This is a genomic window from Burkholderia sp. MSMB617WGS, from assembly GCF_001532025.2.
In the GTDB taxonomy this organism is placed as follows: domain Bacteria; phylum Pseudomonadota; class Gammaproteobacteria; order Burkholderiales; family Burkholderiaceae; genus Burkholderia; species Burkholderia savannae.
The window spans coordinates 2,869,187-2,891,792 of sequence record NZ_CP013457.1; the positions used below are offsets into that span (position 1 = coordinate 2,869,187).

Here is a 22,606-nt window from a genome sequence, read left to right on the forward strand (position 1 = left end):
CGAAGAGGACCGCCAGCGATGAAAATCATGATCGTCACCGACGCATGGGAACCGCAAGTCAACGGCGTCGTGCGCACGCTGAAGAGCACCGCGCGCGAGCTCATCGCGCTCGGCCACCGCGTCGAGCTCATCACGCCGCTCGAGTTCCGCACGGTGCCGTGCCCGACCTATCCTGAAATCCGCCTGTCGATCCTGCCGTACCGGCGGCTGCGCGAGCGCCTGAACGCGTTCGAGCCGGACGCGCTGCACATCGCGACGGAAGGCCCGCTCGGCCTCGCCGCGCGCCGCTACGCGCGCGCGCGCAAGCTGCCGTTCACGACCGCGTACCACACGCGCTTTCCGGAATACGTGCAGGCGCGCTTCGGCGTTCCGCTGTCGGCGACCTACCGTTTCCTGCGCTGGTTCCACGGCGCGTCGCTCGCGGTGATGGCGCCCACGCCCGTGGTCAAGTACGACCTCGAGCAGTACGGCTTCGACAACGTCGTGCTGTGGACGCGCGGCGTCGATCTCGACGTCTTCCGGCCGATGGAGTCGAAAGTGCTCAACACCGCGCGGCCGATCTTCCTCTACGTCGGGCGCGTGGCGATCGAGAAGAACGTCGAGGCGTTCCTGAAGCTCGACCTGCCCGGCTCGAAGTGGGTCGCGGGCGAAGGGCCCGCGCTCGCCGAGCTCAAATCGCGCTATCCTGAGGCCAATTACCTCGGCGTGCTGACGCAGGCGGAGCTCGCCAAGGTATACGCGGCCGCCGACGTGTTCGTGTTCCCGAGCCGCACCGACACCTTCGGGCTCGTGCTGCTCGAGGCGCTCGCGTGCGGCACGCCCGTCGCGGCGTATCCGGTGACGGGGCCCGTCGACGTGCTCGGAGACGGCGGCGCGGGGGCCATGAACGAGGACCTGCGCGAAGCGTGCCTCGAGGCGCTGAAGATCGACCGGCCGCATGCGCGCGCGTGGGCCGAGCGCTTCTCGTGGCAAGCGGCGTCCGAGCAGTTCGCGTCGCACCTGAAGCCGCTGCCGAAATCCGCCTGCCCACACACCGAAGGCGCAGCCGTTTGAAACCTGCCATGCGCGCGAAAGCGCCCCCCGTCAGCCCGTCGCGAAAGCCGGCCGCGCGCGCCGGCGCGACGCGTCCCGCCCACGTCCGGCTCGCGCCGTCTGAAACGCACGAGCCGCCCGATGCGCACGAGCCGCTCGGCCCGGACGATCCGCTCGCGCTGCCGCACAATCCGTACAAGGGCAATCGCGGCCTGATGCGCGCGTGGTACGCGCTCAAGAACTCGTACAACGGCTTTCGCGTCGCGATCCGCGAAGAGAGCGCGTTCCGGCAGGAGCTCACGCTCGCGGCGATCATGCTGCCGATCGCGGCATTCGTGCCCGTCGAGCCGGGCTCGCGCGCGCTCCTCATCGGCACCGTGCTGCTCGTGCTGATCGTCGAGCTGCTGAACTCGAGCGTCGAGACGGCGATCGACCGGATCTCGCTCGAGCGCCACGAGCTGTCGAAGCGCGCGAAGGATCTCGGCAGCGCGGCCGTCACGGTCGCGCTCTGCACGTGCGTGACGACCTGGGGCCTCATACTCGGCCCGCTCGTCTGGCACCGGCTCGCCGGCGGCTAGGCGGCCGGCGGTTCCGCTGCCGCCGGCGGCATCCGGCGCGGCGCGCACCGTGCACCCTCCGCCTTCGTGTGCGATGCAACACGGCCGGGTATGCCCCGATGACGAAATACCCCGGACGCGCAAGGTAGCGGTTTATAATCGGCCGACAGCCTTCAAAACAGCAACCCGAGCCGGACTACGATTCACGCAGCAGTATTCGCAGCGCCCGCCTGTCCGGCAAACACAGGGCCGGACGACATGGAAGCCAAACCTCCCCGCCGCACGCGCGAACGGATTCTTGAGTTGTCGTTGAAACTCTTCAACGAGATCGGCGAGCCGAACGTCACGACGACGACGATCGCCGAGGAAATGGAAATCAGCCCAGGCAACCTGTACTACCATTTCCGCAACAAGGACGACATCATCAACAGCATCTTCGCGCAGTTCGAGCAGCAGATCGAACGGCGCCTGCGTTTTCCCGAAGATCATCGGCCGACGATCGACGAAACGTGGTCGTACCTGCAGTACATGGCCGACTTCATGTGGACCTATCGCTTCCTCTATCGCGATCTGAACGATCTGCTCGCGCGCAACCGCACGCTCGAGACGCACTTCAAGCAGATCATCAGCCACAAGGTGCGCTTCGCGCGCGAGATGTGCGAGCTGCTCGCGGCCGACGGCGAGCTCGTCGCGACGCCCGCCGAGATCGAGGTGATCGCAACCAACATGGCCGTGATCGCCACTTACTGGCTGTCGTATCAGTACGTGATGCATCCGCGCAAGTACAACGATCAGGACGCGATCCGCGAGGAGCTGCACCAGGTCAGCATGCACGTGATCTCGGTGATCGCGCCGTATCTGCGCGGCCGCTCGCGGCAGATCTTCGACGATCTCGTGTCGGGCAAGCTGCCGAAGCGCGAATTCCACGACTACCTGCCGCCGCGCGACGGCTCGCCGCGCAAGGACGCGAAGCAATGAAGAGCGTCTGCGTCTATTGCGGCTCGGCCAACGGCGTCAAGCCCGTCTACACGGAAGCGGCGCGCGCGTTCGGCCGCGCGCTCGCGCAAGCCGGCCTCACGCTCGTCTACGGCGGCGGGCGCGTCGGCCTGATGGGCGTGATCGCCGACGAGGTGATCACCGCCGGCGGGCGCGCGATCGGCGTCATCACGGAGCTGCTTTTCGACAAGGAAGTCGGCCACACCGGCCTGACCGAGCTGCACGTCGTGCCCGACATGCATCATCGCAAGAAGATGATGGCCGAGCTCGCCGACGCGTTCGTCGCGATGCCGGGCGGCGCGGGCACGCTCGAAGAGTTCTTCGAGGTCTATACGTGGGCGCAGCTCGGCTATCACCGCAAGCCCGTCGCGCTTTACAACGTCGACGCCTTCTACGAACCGCTCATCACGCTCCTCAAGCACACGGTCGACGAAGGCTTCATGCAGCGCACGTACTTTGACGCGCTTTGCATCGACGCCGCGCCCGATGCGCTCATCGATCGGCTCGGTCAGTATCGACCGCCCGCGCGCGACAAATGGGCGTTCGTGTCGAAGCAGGAAGCCTGAGCCGGCGCGACGCCGCGCGGGCGCGCGTCGCGGTGCGGTGCGGCGCATCGCCCGGCTTTTCCAGTCGTGTCGATGCGCGCTCGGCGCTTCGCGCCGCCGGCCGCGTCCGTCGCTCCGGTCAGCTGTTTCGGTCGAGCGCCTCGGTCGGCTGGTTCTTCAGTTGAGCGCTCCGGTCGAGCGCTTCGGTCAACCACGTCATGCAGCGATCGCGCAATCGCGCTGCGAATGCGGCGCACTCGAAGCGCGGCCGCCTTGTCCCGCCTCTTCCCCTTTTCCGCCCGAGCGCATCGCGCGCGGGCCGAGGTCCAAGCGATGACGAGCACGCCGTCCAAAGTCGTTCTCATCACCGGCGCGAGCCGCGGCATCGGCCGCGCGACCGCGCTCGCGGCCGCCGCGCGCGGCTGGTCGATCGGCATCAACTACGCGCGCGACGCGGCCGCCGCCGACGCGACCGCCGACGCGGTGCGTGCCGCGGGCGCGCAAGCGTGCGTCGTGCGCGGCGACGTCGCGAACGAAGCCGACGTGATCGGCATGTTCGACGCGATGCAGTCGTCGTTCGGCCGGCTCGACGCGCTCGTCAACAACGCGGGGATCGTCGCGCCGTCGCTGCCGCTCGCCGACATGGACGCCGCGCGCCTCAGGCGCGTGTTCGACATCAACGTGCTCGGCGCGTATCTGTGCGCGCGCGAGGCCGCGCGGCGGCTGTCGACCGATCGCGGCGGCGCGGGCGGCGCGATCGTCAACGTGTCGTCGATCGCCGCGCGGCTCGGCTCGCCGAACGAATACGTCGACTATGCGGGCTCGAAGGGCGCGGTGGACACGCTGACGCTCGGCCTCGCAAAAGAGCTCGGCCCGCACGGCGTGCGCGTGAACGCGGTGCGGCCCGGCCTCATCACGACCGACATCCACGCGAGCGGCGGCCAGCCCGGCCGCGCCGAGCGGCTCGGCACGCAGACGCCGCTCGGCCGCGCGGGCAATGCCGACGAAATTGCCGAAGCGATCGTCTGGCTGCTGAGCGACGCGGCGTCGTACGTGACGGGCGCGCTGCTCGACGTCGGCGGCGGGCGCTGACGCGTCGCGCACCGCTGACCGGCGATCGCCGACCGGCGGTGGGCGGTGGGCGGTGGGCGGTGCGTGGTGCGCGGTGGATGGTGTGCGGCAGGCGGCAGGCGGCAGGCGGCAGGCGGCAGGCGGCAGGCGGCAGGCGGCAGGCGGCAGGCGGCGACAGCATACGGTGATCGGTGGTCGGCGCAATCAGCACGCTTTCGGGCTTCGAACGGTTTCCCGCGCTTGCCCGCACGCTCGGACAAGCCCCGAAGCCCGAGGCCGCCGGGCGGCCTTACCCGCGTCGGCCGCCGTGCATTGCGGGCCTGACACGATCTACGGGACGGCCCCGCGCGGCGTCAGTTACACAAATCTTCACAATTCTCCGCAATCTTTAGCGTTTCATAACAATTTTCGTAAACGTTCGTAATAGTCTCGTGGTCTACTAACGATAATCGCGGCCTACGCCGCAGCACGTCCGTTACCCGCCACCTCGCGGCCACGAAATCGGCCGGGCCCACGCAGCCTGGCCGGCGCACTCGAAGAGATCACCCCGATGCAGGGAAATGCAACGCCCGGCGGCCGGCGCGCGCGCGCGCGCGCGTCGACTCGTCACGTCCTTCCGTCCGAAGCCGATTCGTCGTCCGTCGCGCTCGCCGTCGGCGCGCCGCACACGGCCGGCGCGGCAGGCGGCCGCACCGCCGATGCGCGCGGCCCCGCCGCCGCGCGCGCACCGCTCACCGGCCTGCGCGCATGGCTCGTCGTCGCGGCCGTGCTCTGTGCGTATCTGCTGCCGGGCGTGCTCGGCCACGATCCGTGGAAGCAGGACGAGACCTATACGTTCGGCATCATCCAGCACATGCTCGAAAGCGGCGACTTCGTCGTGCCGACCAACGCGGGGCAGCCGTTCCTCGAAAAGCCGCCGCTGTACGATTGGGTCGCCACCGGCCTCGCGTGGCTCTTTTCCCGTTATCTGCCGCTGCACGACGCGGCGCGGCTCGCAAGCGCCCTCTTCGCCGCGCTCGCGTTCGGCTTCGCCGCGCGCGCCGCGCGCATCGCGACCGGCGCGACGCGCTGGCTTGAGCTGCCGGTGATCGGCACCGTCGCGCTGTTCGCGGGCTCGCTCGTCGTCATCAAGCACGCGCACGATCTGATGACCGACGTCGCGTTGATGGCGGGCACGGCGATGGGCTTTTGCGGACTGCTCGAACTCGTGATCCGCCACGCGGGCGGCGCGAACGACGCCGACGCCGCGCACCGGCCGCCCGCGAACCGCTTCGCGGCGCCGCTTTTCGGCCTCGGCGTCGGCGTCGCGCTGATGTCGAAGGGCCTCTTCGTGCCGCTCGTGTTCGGCGCGACGGTCGCGGCGGCGCTCATCCTCTATCCGGCCTGCCGCAGCCGCGCGTTCTTCCGCTCGCTCGCGCTCGCCGCGCTCGTGTGCGCGCCGTTCGCGCTGATCTGGCCGGCCGCGTTGTACCTGCGCTCCGAATCGCTGTTCCTCGTCTGGTTCTGGGAAAACAACGTCGGCCGCTTCTTCGGCTTCTCCGTGCCGACGCTCGGCGCCGAAAACGACAAGCCGCTCTTCATCTGGCGCGCGCTGCTGACGGTCGGCTTCCCGGTCGGCCCGCTCGCGCTCGTCGCGTTCGCGCGCGGCCTCTGGCGCGAATGGCGCGCGCCGCGCGTCGCGCTGCCGATCGCGTTCGCGGGCATCGGGATGGTCGTGCTGCACGTTTCCGCGACGTCGCGCCAGCTGTACATCCTGCCGTTCATCGCGCCGCTCGCGCTCGTCGCCGCGCAGGCGATCCCGCGCCTGCCGCTGCGGCTGCACACCGCGTGGGACTACGCGAGCCGGCTGCTGTTCGGCGCCGCCGCGGCGCTCGTGTGGGTCGTCTGGTCGCTGATGTCCGACCAGAACGGCTCGCGCGACGGCCTGCACTGGCTCGGCCGCTGGCTGCCGCTCGACTGGACGATGCCGATCGAGCCCGCGCTCGTGCTGTCGGCGCTCGCGATCACGATCGGCTGGGTCGGCCTGCTGCCGTCGCTGCGGCTCGCGGGCAAGTGGCGCGGCGCACTGTCGTGGGCGATGGGCGCGCTCGTCGCGTGGGCGCTCGTCTACACGCTGCTGCTGCCCTGGCTCGACGTCGCGAAGAGCTATCGTTCGGTGTTCGAAGATTTGAACCGCCAGCTCGCGCTCGAATGGAACGACGGCGACTGCATGGCGAGCGTCGATCTCGGCGAGTCGGAAGCGCCGATGCTCTACTACTTCTCCGGCGTCCGGCACCAGCCCGTCGCGCAACCGAACGAAAGCGCGTGCACGTGGCTCATCGTGCAAGGCTCGCGCGCGAGCCCGCCTGTGCTCGGCAGCCACTGGAAGCCATTCTGGTCCGGCGCGCGTCCGGGCGACGAGCAGGAAATGCTGCGCGTCTACGTGCGCACGCCGGCGCCGCCCGCCGCGACGAGCACCCGCCCGTAATGCCCGCGGCGCGCGGCGTCTCCGCCACGCGCCGTCTCCCCCATTTTCGCGGCGTTCGCCGTGCCCTATGCTGTTGCGGTTCGCGCCGTCCGTGCGCGGCCCCGGCCGTGCCCGGCCGCGTCCGCATCCGCCGGCCCGGTACGGGAATTGCTCCGCCCGTCGGTCGGCGCCTTCTCGCGCTTGCCCAACCGGACGGCCTCATGCAACTCCGCACACTTCGCTACTTCCAGGAACTCGCGCACTGCGCGTCGCTGCGCAAGGCATCCGAGCGGCTGCACGTCGCGCCGACCGCGATCAGCCGCCAAATCGAGCAACTGGAGCACCACTTCGGCGCGCCCTTGCTCGAGCGCGGACCGCGCGGCATTCGCCTGACCGCCGAAGGCGAATTCCTCGCCGAGCGCATCGATTCCGTGCTGCGCGAGCTCGACGAAGTGAAGACGCTGATCTCGGCGCGGCGCAATCTCGACGTCGGATCGGTGTCGGTCTATGCGTCGGAGGGCATCGTGTCGGGGCTGCTCGCGCCCGTGCTCGCCGAATTCACGCGACGCCATCCGCGCATCCGCTTCGACATCACGGTCGCGAGCGCGCAGCACACGCTCGACGCGCTCTGCCAGGGCCGCGCGGATCTCGGCGTCGGCTTCTATCTGCCGCACCGGGCGGACGTCGAGATTCTCGACGCCGTCGATCTGTCGCATCGCGTGCTGGTGCCGCCGGCGCACCCGCTGAGCGCGCGCGCGAGCGTCACGCTCGCGGAACTCGTCGACCAGCCGCTCGCGATTCCCGACGCGGCGTTCGGCGTGCGCCAGGCGCTCGAACGGATCGCGAAGCGCTCCGGCGTCACGCTCGAGCCACTGTTCACGACCTGCTCGCTCGAAACGCAAAAGGCGCTCGCGCGGCAGGGCGCGGCGTTGCTGATCCTGCCGTGCTTCACGCCGCCCGGCGCGAACGGCGCCGCGCCCGCCGACGACACCGGCCTGCATGCGGTGCCGATCGCCGACGCCGAGCTGCGGCAGGTCAGCGTCGCGCTTTGCGTATATCGGTATCGGCCGCGGTCGATCGCTGTGAACACGTGCGTCGAGATGCTGAAGGAAGCGATGGCGCGGCAACGGCAGGACGCCGGATTCGGCGAGAAAGGCTGACGGCTCGTCGTGCAAAGGGGTTCGGGCCGCGCTCGCCACGGCCGCGGCGGCACCCGCAGCAGCCCCCGCGGCCGCCGTCAGAACCGCACGAAGAGCCCCGTGCCCGCCGCAAGCTGCGTCATTCCCGGCGCGGGCGCCGCCGTATAGTTGTTGACGCCGAAGTCGCTACCGCCGCCGTTGATCGCGTAGCCCGTCGTCACGTACACCGTGGTGCGCTTCGACAGCCAGTACAGCACCGACGCATTGACGAGCGTCGGCCGGCCGCCGCCTTCCTTGAACGCGTAGCGGCCGCCTTCGACGATCAGCTTCAACGCCGGCGTCGGCATGTACTGCGCCGCCGCCCAGTAGATGTCGCCGTTCGGCGAGGCCTGCAGCGAGCCGCGCACGGCCACGACACCGCCCGACACCGTGAAGCGGTCGAACGCGTAGCGCGCGACCACGCTCGCGCGACGGTCGGCGGCGCCCGAGCGGTCGAGCGCGCCGCTCACGGTGCCGCGCACTTCCTCGTAGCCGGCGCGCGCCCAAAACTCGCCGAGCTTGTATTCGGCGGCGACGCCCCAGTAGCGGCCCGCGTCCGCGTTGCCCGGCCACTGTTGGCCGAAGCCGTACATCGCCTCGACGTTCACGCCCGCGATGTCCGGCGACGCGTACTTGATCGAATTGTCGAGCCGCACGGTCGCGGGCGGAATCATGTTCAGCGAGAAGATCGAATAGTTGTTGAAGAGCGTCGGCTCGTAGAGCACCGTCTTGTCGTACTGGACGCCGTACTGGCGGCCGAACGTCAGCGATCCGAAACGATCGCTCGTCAGGCCGACGAGCGCGATCCGGTTGAACGGCGTGTTCACCGCCGCGAACGCGCCGTTGCTGAGCGAAAAGCCGTTCTCGAGCTGAAAGATCGCGCGATAACCGCCGCCGAGATCCTCGCTGCCGCGCAGCCCGAAGCGCGACGGATACGACGTGCTCGCGTTGTTCGACGAGAGCGCGCCGTCGCCGGCCGCGTTCGCATGCGTCTTGTACTGGACGCCCGCGTCGAGCAGGCCGTACAGCGTCACCGAACTCTGCGCCGGCGCGGCCGCGCCGTAGCCGAATCCGACGCAAAGCGCCGCGCAGCGCCCGGCGCGCGCGAGTCCGTCGAGTCGTCGATATTTCATCCGGATTCCTGCGTGACGGGAAGACATCGAGGAAAGGAGAACGACGGAGCGCGTCCTACCGCGCGGCGCGGCGGCCCGGCCAGGTCTCGGCGGCGAGCCAGCCGGCCGCGATGCAGATCGCGTTCGCAACGAGCAGGTAGCCCGTCGGCGCCATCGGATTGCCCGTGGCGCCGATGAGCCACGCGACGATGCTTTGCGCGGTGCCGCCGAACAGCGACACGGCGAGCGCGTAGACGATCGAGAATCCGGTCGAGCGCACGCGCTGCGGGAAGCTTTCCGCGATCAGCACGATGAGCGCCGCGCCGCTCATGCCGTGCAGGCCGGACAGCACGGTCAGCGTGGCGAGGAACACGGCGGGCGTCGGATGCGACACGATCAGTTGCAGCGCCGGGAAGATCAGCAGCAACAGCAGCACGCGCGGCCAGATCAGGATCGCGCGGCGTCCGAAGCGATCCGACAGGCTGCCGCCGGCGAGCGAGCACACGGCGAGCGCCGCGCCCGTCGCAAGCGTCGCGAGCATCGCGACGCCGCCCGGCAGATGCAGCTCGGTCAGCGCGAACGTCGTCATGTAATTGAGGAAATACTGCGTGATCGTGCTGCCGAGCAGGATCATCAGGCCGATCGCGATCGGCCGCCGATGCCGCGCGTTCAGCTCGCGCAGGATCGCGCGCGTCGAGCCGTACGCGCCGTGCGCGTCGATCGTGTCGGACAGCCGGCGGCGGATATAGATGCCGATCGGCAGCACCAGCAGGCCGAATGCGAACGGCACGCGCCAGCCCCATGCGTACAGGTCGGCCTCGGGCAGCGCGAGCGTGAGCACGTAGCCCGCGAGCCCCGCCGCGACCGCCGCGAAGCCTTGCGTCGCGACCTGCCAGCACGCGTACGCGCCGCGCCGCCCGGGCGGCGCCGCCTCGAGGATGTAGGTCGTCGCGGGTCCCGCCTCGCCGCCCCACGCGAGCCCCTGGATCAGCCGCGTGACGACGAGCAGGATCGGCGCGGCCACGCCGATCGTCTCGTATCCCGGCAGCACCGCGATCGCGCCCGTGCCGACCGCCATCATCGCGAGCGTCAGCATCATCGCGGGCTTGCGGCCCGCCCGGTCCGCGTACGCGCCGATCACGAGCGCGCCGAACGGCCGCACGACGAAGCCGAGCCCGAACACGGACACCGACAGCAATAGGCTCGTGAACGCGCTCTTCGACGGGAAGAACGTGTGGCCGATCATCACCGCGAACGTCGCGTAGGTGCCGAAGTCGAAGAACTCGACCGCGTTGCCGAGCGCGACCGCCGCGACGTTGCGGCGAGCGTCGGCGCGCGTCGCGGCCGGGCCGGCCGGCGCGGACGTGTCGCCGGACGCCGGCTGGTACGCGGGTTCAAGCAGGTCTTCCATGGCGTGTCCTCGATCGAAGCGGCGACGATACCAGCCGCGGGCGCGGCGCGAGCGGCGCCCGCCGCCGAACCGGATGCGGTGTCAGGATGGGGAAGCGAAAAGCCGGCGCAACGCGCACGGCGGCGCGCGGTACATGGCGCGCGGCGCGCGGCCGCGTCAGTGAGGCGGCGCGGGCCAGCGCGGCATCTCTCCGCGCCAATCCTCGTACGCCTTGCCGAGCTGCAGCACGAGGCGATCGGCGAAGCGCGGCCCGACGATCTGCAGGCCGATCGGCATTCCGTTGCGCGCGAAGCCGCAATTGATCGACAGCGCCGGCTGCTCGCCCATGTTCCACGGAACCGTGAACGCGATGTGCTCGAACGGCCGCGCCGGATCGTCGGTCGGCCCCGCCCATTCGGCCGGGAAGCCGGTGACGACATTGGTCGGCGACAGCACCGCGTCGACCGACTGGAACAGGCGTGCGGCGGCCGCGCGCATCTCGAACGTCGCGCCGAAGCCGCGCACCGCGTCGACGCCCGACACCTTCGCGCCCTGCCCCGCCCACGCGAGGATGTACGGCAGGATGCGCGCGCGCGCCGCGTCCGGCAGCCGTTCGAGGTCGGCCCACAGGCGCGCCTGCCAGAAGCGGTCGAGGCCGTCGAGCATCGCGCGCGACAGCACGGGCGGCGCCTCGGCGACCCGCGCGCCGTGCGCGGCGAAGCGCTCGGCCGCCGCCTCCACCGCCGCGACGATCTCCGGTTCCGGCGCGATCCCGCAGCCGGCGTCGAGCATCAGGCCGATCCGCATGCCCGTCACGTCGGCGGGCGCGATCGCCCAGTCGATCGTCTCGGGCGGCAGGCTCGTCGCGTCGCGCCGGTCCGGGCGCGACAGGAAGCGCATCAGCAGCGCCGCATCGTCGAGCGTGCGCGTCATCGGCCCCGCGCAGCGGCCCGTGTAGTACGGATCGATCGGAATCCGCCCGTTCGACGGCTTGAAGCCGACGATCCCGCACCAGCCGGCCGGCAGCCGGATCGACCCGCCGATGTCGGTGCCCACGTGCAGCGGCCCGTAGCCCGCCGCCGCCGCCGCCGCCGCGCCGCTGCTCGAGCCGCCCGGATTGAGATCGAGCCGCCACGGATTGCGCGTGGTGCCGTACAGGCTCGACAGCCCCGACGACAGCATCGCGTAATCGGGCACCGTCGTCTTGCCGATCACGACCGCGCCCGCCTCGCGCAGCCGCATCGCGGCGGGCGCGTCGACGGTGGCGGGCGGCGCGTCGGCGGCCGCGGCCGAGCCTTGCGCGAGCCGGTCGCCCTCGGTCGCGATCAGCTCCTTGATCGTCACCGGCACGCCGTCGATACCGCTCAACGGCGCGCCCGCCGCCCAGCGGCGGGTCGACGCGAGCGCCTGTTCGCGCACGCGCTGCGGATCGAAGCGGCACAGCGCGTTCAGATGCGGCTCCCAACGGGCGATGTGGTCGATGAGCGCGTCCGCATAATCGGCGGGCGTCACGCTGCGGTTCTCGAATCGTTCGGCAAGCGAGCAGGCGGTCAGCTCGAGCAGCTCGGGCATGGTATCGGCCTCACAAGGTGGGAGACGGGCGGCCGGGCCGGCTGCGGCGGCCGCCCGCCGTCGTCGGATCTCACGATAGCAACGCAAAAAGCGCGATGGATAGCGCGATTTATATCGAACGGCGCGCACGTTTTTCGAGCGCTCGCGGCGCGGCGCATCGTTCGCGAAGACGCCGGCCGGGCGCGTCGGACGGGCACCGGACGAGCGCCGAGCCCGCCCCGGACGCGCAGCGCGCGGGCACGGCCGCGCGCGTTCGGACTCGCTCAGAACGACGAGCCGGGTTCCTTCAGGAACGCGACTTCCTCGTCGCTCGACGGCCGGCCGAGGATCGCGTTGCGGTGCGGAAAGCGCCCGAAACGCTCGATCACGGCCGCATGGCGCAGCGCAAAGTCGTGATAGCCGGCGCAGCCTGCCTCGCCCTTGATCTGCGCGCACAGGCGCACGCCTTCGCGCTGGCTGTCGGGCGATTCGTCGTGCTCGAACGGCAAATACGCGAACGCGCGGTGATGGCCCGTCGGCAGCGCGCGGTCGCCGCCCGACGCGACGAGCGCCTTCGCGTGCGCGAGCGCCGCGCGATCGGCGGCGAACGCGGCCGGCGCGCCCCGGTGGATGCTGCGCGAGAACTGATCGAGCACGACGATGAGCGCGAGCGCGCCGAGCGGCGTGCGCGCCCATGCGTCGAGATCGCCCGCCTTCGCCGCGTCGACGAGCGCGCCGAATCGCTCGCGCAGTCGCGCGTCGAGCGCCGGGCCGCCGCCGAACCACATCTTGCGCGCCGTGCCGAACGCCCGATCGCCGGGCGCGCCGAACCAGAAATCGAGCACGTCGCGCGCGCGCGGCTCGAGCGCCGCGGCCTCGCGCGCGCCGCCGTCCGCGTGCGGGGCCGTCATGCGAGCTCCAGCACGAGACGGCGCGTGCGCGCACTCTTCTTCTCGAGCTTCGCGACGCGCAGCCCGCCGATCTCCGCCGTGTTGCGCACGTGCGTGCCGCCGCACGGCTGCAGGTCGACGCCGCCGATCCGCAACAGGCGCACGCGCCCGAGCCCCATCGGCGGCTTCACGCTCATCGTGCGCACGAGCTCCGGGCGCGCGGCCATCTCGTCGTCGGTGATCCATTCGGTCGTCACCGGATGCGCGCCGCCGACGAACTCGGCCAGGCGCGCCTCCACGTGCTCGCGGTCGATCGGCTCGACCGTCGCGAAATCGACGCGCACGTAATCGGCGGTCACGCTGCAGCCGTCGACCGGGTACGGCAGCACCGCGCACAGCAGATGGCTCGCCGTGTGCAGCCGCATCCGCCGGAGCCGCGGCGCCCAGTCGATCTCGGCGACGAGCGCGTCGCCCGGCTTCACGCCCGCCGCGAACGCGTCCTGCCCCGGCGCGAGCACGTGCACAGCGTCGTCGGGCGTCGCGCCTTCGAACTTCGCCTTGCGCGTGTCGGCGACGGAGAGCGTCGCGCCGCCCGCGAGCGTCAGCGTGCCGCTGTCGCCCGCCTGGCCGCCGCCGAGCGGATAGAACACGGTTCGATCGAGGTGGATGCCGGCTTCGTCGACGGCCGTGACGAGCGCATCGCAGCGCGTCAGATAGGCGTCTTCGCGAAAGAGGGCTTGAGTGGCCATGTGGGAGTCTCGGATATCGTTATCGGTGATCGGAAGCGATCAGTATGCGGCGCGCCGCGCGCGCCGCGACAGGCGCAATTTCGCGCGGCGCGCACCGAAGCGTACCGGAATTTCAGCCGGGACGGTTTCGCATCCAGTCGGCCGTTTCGTAGAACGCGTGCATCAGCCGCTCGCGCAGCGGCGTGTCGAGCCCCACGTCCTCCATCGCCCACGCGATGCAGCGCAGCCACTGGTCGCGCTCGTGCGACGCGATCGAAAACGGCAGATGCCGCGCGCGCAGCCGCGGATGGCCGAAGCGCTCGATGTAGTGATCGGGCCCGCCGAGCCAGCCGCACAGGAACCAGAACAGCTTGTCGCGCGAGCCGTCGAGCGCCGGCGGATGCAGCGCGCGAATGCCCGCGAATTCGGGCTCGAGGTCCATCAGGTCGTAGAAGCGGTCGACGAGCTCGCGCACGCGCGCCTCGCCGCCCACGAGTTCGAACGCCGTCGGCTGCGACGGCGCGTCATTGGTTGCATCGGTCATACGGACATCAGTCGAATGGAACAAACAAGAAAACGAAAAGCGGATCGCCGAAGATACCGCGTGCGCGCGATTCATGCATCGCGCAGCGATTGAAGCGCCGGGCGGCGCAGCACGCCGCGCAGGCCGAGCCAACCGGCCGCGCCCGCGCATGCGACGCCCGCCGCGATGCCGGCCGGCACGAGCCACGGGTCCGGCGAAAGCGCGAAATCGAACACGCGCGACGCGAGCACCGCGCCGACCGCGAGCGCCCCCGCCGCCGCCATCGCGCCCGCGAGCACGCCGACAACGATGAACTCCGCGCGCTGCACCGCGACGATCTGCGCGCGCGACGCGCCGAGCGCGCGCATCAGCGCGGCCTCGCGCACGCGCTCGTCGCGCGAGCCGGCGAGCGCCGTGTACAGCACGAGCACGCCCGCCGCGAGCGTGAAGCCGAACAGGAACTGCACCGCGCCGATCACCTGCAGCAGCACGCGCTCGAGCTGCGCGAGGATCGGCGCGACGTCGATCGCGGTCAGGTTCGGATAGCGCGCGATCAGGCCGTCGAGCACGCGCTGCCGCGCGAGCGGCAAATGGAAGCTCGTGATGTACATCGCCGGGAACTCGCGCAGCGCCGCGGGCGGCATCAGCACGAAGAAGTTCACGCGGAACGTGCCCCAGTCGAGCTTGCGCACGCTCGTCACGGGCGCCTCGACGGTGAGGCCCGTCACGTCGAAGCGCAGCGTGTCGCCCGCCTTCACGCCGAGCGTCTTCGCGAGCCCCGCCTCGATCGAGATCTGCGGGGCGTTCGATGCGCCGAACCAGTCGCCCGCGACGATCCGGTTGTCGCCGGGCAGTTGCGTCGTGTACGACAGGTTGAATTCGCGGTCGACGAGGCGGCGCGCATCGTCGTTCTTGTAGTCGTCCGGATTCACCGGCTTGCCGTTCACCGACAAGAGCCGCCCGCGCACCATCGGCGACAGCGCCGGGTTCGCGATGCCGTTGGCCGCGAGATAGCGGACGACTTCGTCGCGCTGGTCGGGCTGGATGTCGATGAGGAACTGGTTCGGCGCATCGGGCGGCGTCGACTGCCGCCAGCCGGCAACGAGATCGTTGCGCGTGATCGCGATGAGCAGCAGGCACATCAGGCCGAGCGCGAGCGCGGTGATCTGCAGCGCGCTCGCGGCGCCGCGCCGATCGAGCGACGCGAGCGCGTAGCGCCAGCCGAGCCCCGCCGCGACGCGGCCGTCGCGCACGAGCCGCGCGGCCGCGAAGAGCGCGAGCCGCGCGAGGAGCGCGAACAGCACGAGGCTGCCCGCGAAGCCGCCCGCGACGATGAGGCCGAGCGTCAGGTTGCCCGCCGCTGCGATCAGGAGCGCCGCGAAGAGCGCGATGCCCGCCGCGTAGCCCGCCCATGCGATGCGGCCGGCCTCGCCCCACTCGCGGCGCAGCACGCGCACGGGCGGCACGCGCGTCAACGGCGCGAGCGGCGGCAGCGCGAAGCCGAGCAAGAGCACGAGCCCCGTCGCGACGCCGATCGCCGCCGGCCACACCGAAGGCGGCGGCAGCACGACGTCGATCAGGCTGCCGAGCGCGCGCAGCAGCACGAGATGGCCGACGTAGCCGAGCGCCGCGCCCGCGACGCCGCCCGCCACGCCGAGCAGCGCGAATTCGATCGCGAACAGCGCCGACAGCGTGCGGCGGCTCGCGCCCAGACAGCGCATCGCCGCGCAACCGTCGAGATGGCGGCGCATGTAGCGCTGCGCGGCCATCGCGATCGCGACGGCCGCAAGGAGCGAAGTCAGCAGCGCGACGAGCGTGAGGAAATGGCGCGCGCGGTCGAGCGTCTGCCGCACCTGCGGCTGCCCTTCCTGCAGCGATTCGAGCGCGACGCCGCGCAGCTTGCCGCCGTCGACGCGCGCATGCGCATAGCTTGCGAAGCGTTCGACGGCCGCGTCGTCGCCCGCGACGAGGAGCCGGTACGTGACGCGGCTGCCGTAGCCGGTGAGCCCCGTCGATTCGAGCTCGTCCGCGCGCAGCATCACGCGCGGCGAGAAGTTGACGAACGAGAAGCCGCGATCGAGCTCGCGGGTGATCGCCGCGCCGATCGTGAACGAGCGTTCGCCGACGCGCAGCGTATTGCCCACCTTCAGATGCAGCGCGTCGAGCAGCGACGGGTCGATCCACACGGTGCCGGGAACCGGAATCGAACCGGCGGGACGGCCGGGCGCGTTCGCGTCGGGCGCGATCTCGACCGCGCCGCGCAACGGATAGCCGGCCGACACGGCCTTCACGGCCGCGAGGCGCACGGGCGGCAGGCCGCCTGCGTCGGCCGCGGCGGCGGGCGAATTGGGCGAATTGGGCGAATTGGGCGAACCGGGAGGATTGAGCGCGCCGACCATGCTCGGGAAGATCGCGGTCGTCGCGGTCGCGAGGCCAAGCGATCGCGCCTCGCGCGCGAACGCCGGGTCGATCGGACGATCGGCCCGTATGACGAAGTCCGCGCCGAGCATCCGGCGCGCGTCGCGCTCGAGGCCCTGACGCAGCCTGTCGGCGAGAAACCCGACGCTCGTGAGCGCCGCCACCGCGAGCACGAGCGCGAGCGCGACGAGCGTCAGCTCGCCCGCGCGCCAATCGCGCAGCGTCATCCGCCCCGCCTGGCGCAGCAGGTCGACGGGGCCGAAACGGCGGCCGGCCGGCATCGCTTTACCCGCCGCCGTCAATCGCGCTTGCTCCCGATCGAATTCAGCCGCGACACCATGTGGTTCGCCATCCCGCGAAAGCCGCCCGACACGCCGCGCCAGAGCCGCGGCAGCGCCCATGCGGAGAACGCGAGAAAGCCGATCATCAGCGCGATGAACACGAGCGGCACGAAGAACGCGAGCGCGAGGCCGCCGACCGCGAGCCCGTCCTCGGTCGTCGACGCGATCCAGTTCGAGATCGGCTCCGGCGACAGGTTGATGAGCGCGCGCGTGCCCGCCTTCGCGATATGCGCGGAGCCGGCGAGCGTGCCGCCCGCGAGGCCCGCGACCGCGAGAAGCGTCGGATCGGCGTGGCCGAGCGAGGCCGCCGCGAGCACGGCCCCCGCGGGAATCCGGATGAACGTGTGGACCGCGTCCCAGAGCGAATCGAACGCGGGAATCTTGTCGGCGAGGAACTCGGCGAGCGCGAGCACGGCGGCCGCGCCGATCACCCAAGGCGACGTCAGCACCGCGAGCGTGTCGGGCAGATGAATGAGATCGAGGCGCGCGAACACGCCCGCGATCAGCACGGTGAGATAGAGGCGCAGGCCGCTCGCCCACGCGAGCCCCGCGCCGAGCGAAATGGCTTCGACCATGTGCGGCCTCCTTGCGCAATGCGCGCGGTTCGAGGGCGGACCGCGCCCGAACCCGGGCGAAGCGGCCCATCGACCCGCCTGCCCCGCCGATTCGCGTGCGGCGGCGGGGCGTTGTCAGATGGATTCCGCTTCATTATAGACGCGCGCCGCGCGCAGCCGCCGCACCGCCGACGCGGGCAAACCCTGCGCGCTCAGCCGGCCGACGACAGCTTGAGGCCGACGAGCCCGACGACGATCAGCGACGCGCTCGCGATCCGGGCGAGCGTCACCGCTTCGCCGAGCATCACGATCCCGAAAATGAACGCGCCGACGGCGCCGATGCCCGTCCAGACCGCATACGCGGTGCCGAGCGGCAGTTCGCGCATCGCGACGGCGAGCAAGCCGAAGCTGCCGAGCGCGGTGACGATCGTGAAGATGGACGGGCCGAGACGCGTGAAGCCCTCGGAGGATTTGAGGCCGGCGGCCCATGCGATTTCGAGCAGACCGGCGACGAGAAGCCACAGCCAAGGCATGCGGGGACTCTCCGTGAATCAAATGGGGTCGTCCCCGTTGTACATCGGCGGCCCGGGGTCGTCCCCGGGCGTCGGAAGTATAACAAGCAGCTTACAATCGCGCTGCGCGCGCCCGCGGGGCCGAGGCCGCGCCCGCGCGCCGCAGGATCGGCGTCCGGGCATCGGACATCCGGCGAAATCGCGCCGCGCCGGCATGCCGCCCCGTCACTTCGATTCGGGCTTGCGGCCGTGCTGCGCGATCGGCCAGCCGTGCGCGTCGAGCAGCACGCAGCGATCGTCGCGATAAAGCGCCCACTCCTCGCACTCGCGCCCGTCCCTGAACGCGCAGATTCCGTACTGGCCGCGCGGGCCGTCGTGGATCACCACCTTGCCGCCGAGCTTCTCGCAATTCACCGACGCCGGATTCGCGAGCGTCGTCGCCTGATTCGGCGGCAACGGCTGCGCGAGCGCCGCCGCGGCGCCGATGCCCAATGCGCAACCGCACAGTAGACGGACGAGCATGGCTGACCTCCTCGTTATGTTGGGTTGGTTAAGCGCTCAGCATAAGAGAAAAACGCGCGAGGCGGCGTCGCGCGCGGTCGGCGGGGCGCCCGATTGGGCCCGTCGACGGGCTGCCCGCGCGCACGCGCGGCGACGCCTCGCGACGCGGCGCGACGCGGCGTCGACCGTCTGCCGTCCGCCTCCCGCCGTCGACCGGCCGCCAGGCGACGCGCGAACACCCCGCGACGGAACGCAACGCGGCGCGCGCGGGCCACAGCTGCGCGCGACGCGCGGCCCCGCGCGCGGACGCCGCCGCGTCAGCCCGCGCCGACGAGCCGGTAGCCGACGCCCGTCTCGGTGACGATGTGCTGCGGCTGCGCGGGATCGGTTTCGAGCTTCTGCCGCAGGTGCGCCATGTAGATCCGCAGGTAGTGGTGGCTTTCGACGTGCGTCGGCCCCCAGACGTCGCGCAGCAGTTGACGGTGCGTGAGCACGCGGCCCGCGTGCCGCACGAGCGTCGCGAGCAGCCGATACTCGAGCGGCGTCAGGTGGACCACCTCGCCGCCGCGCCACACGCGCCGCAGCGCGAGGTCGACGCTCACGTCGCCGAACTTCACGAGCGGCGACTCGGCCGCGCCCCCCTGATTGCGCCGCCGCAGATGCGCGCGAATACGCGCGAGCAGCTCGGACACGCCGAACGGCTTCGTCAGGTAGTCGTCGGCGCCCGCGTCGAGCGCGGCCACCTTCTCCTCCTCATGCGTGCGCGCCGACAGCACGATCACCGGCATCTCGGACCAGCCGCGCAGCTCGCGAATCACGTCGAGGCCGTCGCCGTCCGGCAGGCCGAGATCGACGATCGCGAGATCGGGCTTGCGGGTCGCGGCCTCGATCAAGCCCTGGCGGCCCGTTTCTGCGTCGAACACCGCGATCCCCTCTTCCTCGAGCGCGCTGCGCACGAAACGGCGGATCTGTTTTTCGTCTTCGATCAGAACGACGGTGACGGTCGGTTCACTCATGGTCATGCGGATGTTCGTTGGATACGGGCGCCGGCGCGCCGGCGCCGCGGCCAGTCTCAAGCACCGGCGCGGCTCGGCGCGGCTCGGCGCGGCTCGGCACGGGAACGTGCGTCGGCGCTTGCGCCGGATGCGTGCTCGCCGCTTTCCGGTTCGCCGCTTTCCGGTTCGCCGCTTTCCGGTTTGCTGCTTTCCGGTTCGCCGCTTTCGCGCTCGACGGCCGCGTGTACATCGTCGGCCGCGCGCTCGCCGGGCGCGGCGCGGGAACACGCGTCGGCGGACGGCTCGCCCGCCGGCGGCTCGCCGAAGGGCGCTTCACCCGCGCGGCCCGCCGCGCCCGCCTCGTCGTCCGACCGCTCGCCGTCCGGCTCCTCGTCGCCCGCGCCGGGCTCGGGCGGCGGCGTCTCGACGGGCAGCGTGAACCAGAAGCGCGCGCCCTCGACCCGGCCGTTCGGCCCGAGCCGGTTGAGCGCGCCGATTTTACCGCCGTGCGCGTCGACGATCGCGCGGCAAATCGCGAGCCCGAGGCCGATGCCGGGCGTCGCCGACTCCTTCTCGCCGCGCGTGAACTTCTCGAAAATCCGCGCCTCCATGCCGGCCGGCAACCCCGGGCCGTGGTCGTCGACGAACACGCGCACGAACGGCCGGCTGTCGTCGACGATGCGCTCCGCGCCGATCTCGATCGGCGTGTCGAGCGGCGTGTACTTCGCCGCGTTCTCGAACAGGTTCGCGAAGAGCCGCTCCATCAGCACCGCGTCCATCTGCAGCAGCGGCAGATCGGCCGGCAGCCGCACGCGCGCCGGATGACGCGCGAGCACGCGCTTGCACGCGCCGAGCGCCGCGCCGACCGTCTCCTCGAGCAGCGACCACTGGCGCTTCAGTTGCAGGCTGCCCGCCTGCAGCCGCGCCATGTCGAGCAGGTTCGTGACGATCCCCGTCATCCTGAGCGCCTCGTCGTGGATCGACTCGACGAGCTCGTCCTCGCGCGCGGGCGGGCCGACGCCGTCGTTGCGCGGCGCGCCGCGCGCGTTCGCGAGCATCGACGACAGCCCGACGATCGCCGTGAGCGGCGTGCGCAGATCGTGCGAGATCGCCGACAGCAGCGAGTTGCGCAGCCGCTCCGATTCCATGTTGACGAGCGCGTCGCGCGCGATGTCGACGTAGTGGACGCGCTCGAGCGCGAGCGCGATCTGCGCGGCGAACGCGTCGATCATCCGCTGCTGCTCGGGCACCTCGAGCTCGCGCGAATCCTTCGTGACGACGGCGAGCACGCCGCGCGTGCGCATCGGCGCCTTCAGCGGCAGATAGAGCGCCGTCGCCGCGGGCAGCGTGTCGGTGCCGTGCCCGGCCGGCTTCTGCTGGTCGTACACCCATTGGCCGACGTCGATGTCGAGCGCCGCGCCCGTGATCGTCACCGCCTCGTCCGGGTTCTCGATCTTCTGCTGGACCTTGTCGCCGCTGTCCGGCAGCAGGATCGCGACGCGCGCGCGGAACACCTCGGACACGTGCCGGCCGCCGATCTCGACGATCTGCTCGGCCGTGAGCGCCGCCGCGAGCTCGCGCGCCATCGCGTACATCGCGCTCGTGCGCCGCTCGCGCCGCTGCGCGATCGTCGCGCCGCGCGTGAGGCTCGACGTCAGATGGCTGATCACGAGCGACGTGAGCAGCATTCCGAAGAAGGTCAGCAGATACTGCGTGTCCGTCACGGAGAACGACATGCGCGGCGGCACGAAGAAGTAGTCGAACGCGGCGACCGACAGGAACGACTGCACGACGCCCGGCCCGCGCCCGAGGCGCACCGCCGAGAACACGACGCCGAGCAGGTACAGCATCACGAGATTGGTCAGGTCGAGATGGCTCTGCAGCAGGTTCGCGACGCCCGTGATCAGCGCGCAGATCGCCGCCGCATAGCCGTAGTTGCGCGGCGGCGAGCGGCCGTCGACGACGCTCGAGAACGCGTCGCGCCACGCGCGCGCGCCGGCGTCGAGCGGCGCGCGCGCGTCCTCGCCCGCCGACGCGCGGATCAGCATCAGGTCGACGTCGCCCGCGCGCTCCGCGAGCTGCTCGCCGAACGGGCGCGAGAAGCGGCGCAACAAGCCGCTCTTCGACGAGCCGCCCGCGACGATCTTCGACACGTTGCGCACCTGCGCGTAGCCGATCAGCGCGGCGACCGCGTCCGCGCCCGTCAGCGTCGCCGTCTCGGCGCCGAGCTCGGCCGCGAGCTTCAATGCGTTGAGCGTGCGCTGGCGGGCCGCGTCGGGCAGCCGCGCGAGCCGCGGCGTCTCGACGTACACCGCGAGCCAGTCGGCCTTCAGGCTCGCGGCGAGGCGCGCGGCCGCGCGCACGAGCGTCGGCGCTTCGGGCCCCGGGCCGACGCACACGAGCAGGCGCTCGCGCGCCTGCCAGATCCGCTGGATCGAGCGATCCGCGCGGTACTCGCGCATCTGCGCGTCGACGCGGTCGGCCGTGCGCCGCAGCGCGAGCTCGCGCAGCGCGATCAGGTTGCCCTTGCGGAAGAAATTGCGCACCGCCCGCTCGGCCTGCTGCGCCATGTAGACCTTGCCTTCGCGCAGCCGGCTTAGCAGCTCCTCGGCGGGCAGGTCGACGAGCGTCACTTCGTCGGCCACGTCGAACACGCGGTCGGGCACGGTTTCCCACACGCGAATGCCCGTGATCGCGCCGACCACGTCGTTCAGGCTCTCGAGATGCTGGACGTTGACGGTCGTGTAGACGTCGATGCCCGCGTCGAGCAGCTCGTACACGTCCTGCCAGCGCTTCAGGTGCCGCGCGCCCGGCACGTTCGAGTGCGCGAGCTCGTCGACGAGAACGAGCTGCGGGCGGCGGGCGAGCGCCGCGTCGAGATCGAACTCGCCGATCTTGCGGCCGCGGTATTCGATCTGCATGAGCGGCAGCACGTCGAGCCCTTCGACGAGCGACGCCGTCTCGCTGCGGCCGTGCGTCTCGACGATGCCGACGACGACGTCGACGCCCTCCTGCTTGCGCGCGCGCGCGGCGAGCAGCATCGCATAGGTCTTGCCGACGCCCGCCGACGCGCCGAAGAAGATCTTCAGCTTGCCGCGCTGCTGCTTTTCCTCTTCTCGCTGGATCTTGTCGAGAAGCTGATCAGGATCGGGACGGTTCATGCGAGGCCGAGGTCTCCGGTTGGCGGCTGAAATTCATTGTCGTTCGAAAACGCCCAAAAAGGAAAGGACGACGCGTCGAGCGCGTCGTCCGGATGGCGCGACGGG

Annotated in this window: 19 protein-coding genes; 7 read left to right on the top strand and 12 right to left on the bottom strand. The window is 71.1% G+C overall.

The window, feature by feature from the left end; all coding sequences use genetic code 11:
- Positions 1-18 precede the first annotated feature (18 nt).
- From WT60_RS14140 to WT60_RS14170, 7 genes are all read left to right on the top strand, one after another.
- Positions 19-1,053 (top strand): glycosyltransferase family 1 protein, encoded by a 1,035-nt coding sequence (locus tag WT60_RS14140; RefSeq protein ID WP_038747309.1) that lies wholly within the window; start codon positions 19-21, stop codon positions 1,051-1,053.
- Between the two features lie 8 nt (positions 1,054-1,061).
- A complete protein-coding gene (locus WT60_RS14145; protein ID WP_038747312.1) occupies positions 1,062-1,610 on the top strand; it encodes a diacylglycerol kinase in 549 nt (182 codons plus the stop codon).
- Positions 1,611-1,847: 237 nt separating this feature from the next.
- Positions 1,848-2,567 carry a TetR/AcrR family transcriptional regulator gene (locus WT60_RS14150; protein WP_006025081.1) on the top strand — a complete coding sequence of 240 codons (720 nt, stop codon included), beginning with the start codon at positions 1,848-1,850 and terminating at the stop codon, positions 2,565-2,567.
- Positions 2,564-3,151 (top strand): TIGR00730 family Rossman fold protein, encoded by a 588-nt coding sequence (locus tag WT60_RS14155; RefSeq protein WP_059574632.1) that lies wholly within the window; start codon positions 2,564-2,566, stop codon positions 3,149-3,151. The genes WT60_RS14150 and WT60_RS14155 overlap by 4 nt, the downstream gene beginning before the upstream one ends.
- A 312-nt stretch (positions 3,152-3,463) precedes the next feature.
- On the top strand, positions 3,464-4,222 hold the full coding sequence (locus tag WT60_RS14160; RefSeq protein ID WP_059669565.1) for an SDR family oxidoreductase: 759 nt from the start codon (positions 3,464-3,466) through the stop codon (positions 4,220-4,222).
- Between the two features lie 529 nt (positions 4,223-4,751).
- Positions 4,752-6,668, top strand: a complete 1,917-nt coding sequence (locus WT60_RS14165; protein WP_060355256.1) for a hypothetical protein — start codon at positions 4,752-4,754, stop codon at positions 6,666-6,668.
- Between the two features lie 200 nt (positions 6,669-6,868).
- Positions 6,869-7,807 (top strand): LysR family transcriptional regulator, encoded by a 939-nt coding sequence (locus tag WT60_RS14170; RefSeq protein ID WP_060355257.1) that lies wholly within the window; start codon positions 6,869-6,871, stop codon positions 7,805-7,807.
- 77 nt (positions 7,808-7,884) lie between these two features.
- On the opposite strand, the gene WT60_RS14175 is transcribed toward WT60_RS14170, so the two are convergent.
- From WT60_RS14175 to WT60_RS14230, 12 genes are all read right to left on the bottom strand, one after another.
- Positions 7,885-8,958 carry a porin gene (locus WT60_RS14175; RefSeq protein WP_060355258.1) on the bottom strand — a complete coding sequence of 358 codons (1,074 nt, stop codon included), beginning with the start codon at positions 8,956-8,958 and terminating at the stop codon, positions 7,885-7,887.
- 55 nt (positions 8,959-9,013) lie between these two features.
- Positions 9,014-10,348, bottom strand: a complete 1,335-nt coding sequence (locus WT60_RS14180) for an MFS transporter (RefSeq protein WP_059645078.1) — start codon at positions 10,346-10,348, stop codon at positions 9,014-9,016.
- 156 nt (positions 10,349-10,504) lie between these two features.
- Positions 10,505-11,899, bottom strand: a complete 1,395-nt coding sequence (locus WT60_RS14185) for an amidase (protein WP_060355259.1) — start codon at positions 11,897-11,899, stop codon at positions 10,505-10,507.
- A 263-nt stretch (positions 11,900-12,162) separates the two neighbouring features.
- Positions 12,163-12,789, bottom strand: a complete 627-nt coding sequence (locus tag WT60_RS14190; protein WP_060355260.1) for a DUF924 family protein — start codon at positions 12,787-12,789, stop codon at positions 12,163-12,165.
- A complete protein-coding gene (locus tag WT60_RS14195; RefSeq protein WP_060355261.1) occupies positions 12,786-13,517 on the bottom strand; it encodes an alanyl-tRNA editing protein in 732 nt (243 codons plus the stop codon). Before WT60_RS14195 ends, WT60_RS14190 begins: the two co-directional genes overlap by 4 nt.
- A 112-nt stretch (positions 13,518-13,629) precedes the next feature.
- Positions 13,630-14,040: a group II truncated hemoglobin gene (locus WT60_RS14200; RefSeq protein WP_038747342.1), complete on the bottom strand. Its 411-nt coding sequence runs from the start codon at positions 14,038-14,040 to the stop codon at positions 13,630-13,632.
- 71 nt (positions 14,041-14,111) lie between these two features.
- Positions 14,112-16,739, bottom strand: coding sequence for an FtsX-like permease family protein (locus tag WT60_RS14205; protein WP_060355262.1), 2,628 nt, complete (start codon positions 16,737-16,739; stop codon positions 14,112-14,114).
- Complete coding sequence (locus tag WT60_RS14210; RefSeq protein ID WP_038747348.1) at positions 16,736-17,353, bottom strand: DUF4126 domain-containing protein; 618 nt, start codon at positions 17,351-17,353, stop codon at positions 16,736-16,738. Before WT60_RS14210 ends, WT60_RS14205 begins: the two co-directional genes overlap by 4 nt.
- A gap of 191 nt (positions 17,354-17,544) precedes the next feature.
- Positions 17,545-17,865 carry a quaternary ammonium compound efflux SMR transporter SugE gene (gene sugE, locus WT60_RS14215; protein ID WP_038747351.1) on the bottom strand — a complete coding sequence of 107 codons (321 nt, stop codon included), beginning with the start codon at positions 17,863-17,865 and terminating at the stop codon, positions 17,545-17,547.
- A gap of 204 nt (positions 17,866-18,069) precedes the next feature.
- On the bottom strand, positions 18,070-18,366 hold the full coding sequence (locus WT60_RS14220) for a DUF333 domain-containing protein (protein ID WP_038747354.1): 297 nt from the start codon (positions 18,364-18,366) through the stop codon (positions 18,070-18,072).
- 296 nt (positions 18,367-18,662) lie between these two features.
- On the bottom strand, positions 18,663-19,361 hold the full coding sequence (kdpE, locus tag WT60_RS14225) for a two-component system response regulator KdpE (RefSeq protein WP_038747356.1): 699 nt from the start codon (positions 19,359-19,361) through the stop codon (positions 18,663-18,665).
- A 56-nt stretch (positions 19,362-19,417) separates the two neighbouring features.
- Positions 19,418-22,501, bottom strand: coding sequence for a sensor histidine kinase KdpD (locus WT60_RS14230; protein ID WP_081989514.1), 3,084 nt, complete (start codon positions 22,499-22,501; stop codon positions 19,418-19,420).
- Positions 22,502-22,606: the final 105 nt, after the last annotated feature.